Here is a 2,177-nt window from a genome sequence, read left to right as displayed (position 1 = left end):
CACAGGGACTGCAAGATGAGATAGATGATCATCTCCGCCAGCTACAAGACGGACATCCCGGCCTTCTACGGCGAGTGGTTCGAGAAGAGACTTGAGGCCGGATACTGCAAGGTGGCCAACCCCTACAACCGCCGCCAGGTCCGCCGGGTCAGTTTGGCGAGGGAGGACGTGGACGGCTTCGTCTTCTGGACCAGAAACCTCGGCCCCTTCCTGGGCAGGCTGGAGCGGGTGAGGGATTTTGGACGTCCCTTCACCGTCCAGCAGACCATCACCGGCTACCCTCGTGAGCTGGAGCCCTCGGTCGTCGACGCCAGACGCTCGGTCCGGCACCTGCGGGCCGTCGCCGAGAGGTACGGGCCCCGGGCCGCGGTCTGGCGGTACGATCCCATCCTCTTCACCTCCCTCACCCCCGCGGAGTATCACCTCGATAACTTCGAGCGGCTGGCCGGGGCGCTGGTGGAGCATCCGAAACCCTGGATCTGTTCGATGAAGATGAAGCTTCTATCGAAACGCTCGAAGCTCTGCTGCGGGGTGCGCTGTTTGACCACAAATACCATAAATTATATAATATCCAAAATAAAGATCAATTTAAAAAATATATTTGTAATACCGATATATCTAGGTTTTTCGAAACACCCGAATTGTAAATTAATCGAAACCTTCAAATATTAAGCAATTAGGTTATGCTTGATTATGATGAACCACCATTGCGTAGTATATGATATAATTTATATGTCCTCGTGTCGGCCAAGTGCGTAAGTCCTAACCTTTTTAAACCTCTTTGGGTCACTGGGGTTGGCAGATCTTCGAGGTGGAGTTTTTGGCTGAGATATCGGTTCTGGCGGAGGGGTACGTCGAGAGGCTCGAGGGCGGAGGCCTTCGGGCCTCGCCGTCATCGGTCCTGATAGAGGAGGCCGGGACCAGGGTCCTGGTAGACCCCGGGGCCGACCGAGATGGGCTCCTCTTCGGCCTATCAAAAAGAGGGCTCAAGCCCCGGGAAGTCGACCTCATATTCGTCACCCACACCCACCTCGACCACATCCTCAACCTGAGGCTCTTCCCGGAGACCGACGTCTGCGATTCGAGTTTCATTTACAGAGGGGACGAGGAGATCTCCTACGGAAGGCTCATCCCCGGGACGGAGGTCGTGGTCGTCCCGACGCCCGGCCACACCCCCGACCATGCGTCCCTCCTGGTCCCGATCGAAGGCGAGATCTGGCTTGTGGCGGGAGACCTCTTCTGGTGGCACAGCGATGCGGTCCAGAGGACCGATCACGGGTCCCTTCTGGCCCTGGAGGACGAACTCGCATACGACCAGAAGGCGCTGAGGGCGAGCCGGATGATGGCGCTCGCGAGGGCCGATGTCGTGATCCCAGGCCACGGCAAGATCTTTCGCCCGGATCAGAGGTTTCTATCGGGACTCCGATAGTCACCTTTTTGTAGTTTTTGAGGAGGGGTTGTAACCATGCAAGATGAGATCTTCTGCCCCGAATGTGGTGACTTTTCAGAACACACCACAGTAAAGCTCGGCCGGGAGCACCTCGTACGGTGCGAGGTCTGCGGGACGGTCCATCCCACCAAACTGGAGCGGACTAGGCTTGCGCCCCTAAGAGTGGTCATCAGCGCCACCGGCACCTCCCAGCGCCGCACAATAGAGATTCCGGCAGACGATCTTCTCGAGGTTGGGGGAGAGCTTCTGGTGGACGACGGGGTCAGTGACGTCGCCATGGTCGAGATCACCTCCATCGAGCTGGAGGGAGGACGGCGGGAGGAGAAGGCCAGGGCGGGAGACGCGAAGACCCTCTGGACGAGGTCCGTCGACGAGGTGATGGTGAAGGTCTCGGTCCACCGGAGGGGAAAGACCGCCTCTTATGCCCTGCCCACCCGAGGCGACGAGACGATCTCGGTCGGCGAGGTCAGGACCGCAGGGGGGAGGAGGTTTCGGGTGGAGAAGATCAAGCTTCGCGACGGTCGTTCTCCAGAGAGGGCCCTGGCCAAGGATATAACCAGGGTCTGGGGAGGTGACCTCTGATGAGAGACGATATGCTGAAGATGCTCCGGGGAAACATAAGCGATCGAGTCATCGAGGCGATGGCCAGGGTCCCTCGCGAGCTCTTTGTCCCCGACGGCATACGCCACATGGCCTACGAGGACCATCCCCTTCCCATCGGCGAGGG

The 2,177-nt window shown here is 58.9% G+C and carries 3 protein-coding genes and 1 pseudogene; all 4 read left to right on the top strand.

Annotated features, from left to right (window positions below; all coding sequences use genetic code 11):
- The first annotated feature begins 24 nt into the window (after positions 1-24).
- A complete protein-coding gene (locus ACP5EL_RS10255; protein WP_428402412.1) occupies positions 25-672 on the top strand; it encodes a DUF1848 family protein in 648 nt (215 codons plus the stop codon).
- Between the two features lie 109 nt (positions 673-781).
- A complete protein-coding gene (locus ACP5EL_RS10250; protein WP_428402411.1) occupies positions 782-1,429 on the top strand; it encodes an MBL fold metallo-hydrolase in 648 nt (215 codons plus the stop codon).
- A 36-nt stretch (positions 1,430-1,465) separates the two neighbouring features.
- On the top strand, positions 1,466-2,032 hold the full coding sequence (locus ACP5EL_RS10245) for an HVO_0476 family zinc finger protein (RefSeq protein ID WP_428402410.1): 567 nt from the start codon (positions 1,466-1,468) through the stop codon (positions 2,030-2,032).
- Positions 2,032-2,177, top strand: a pseudogene (locus ACP5EL_RS10240) (protein-L-isoaspartate O-methyltransferase); the annotation flags it as partial. The gene ACP5EL_RS10245 and the pseudogene ACP5EL_RS10240, both read left to right, overlap by 1 nt.

The organism is Methanocrinis sp. (assembly GCF_049974945.1).
Taxonomy (GTDB): Archaea; Halobacteriota; Methanosarcinia; order Methanotrichales; family Methanotrichaceae; genus Methanocrinis.
This window is presented reverse-complemented; position numbering and strand designations above follow the sequence as displayed.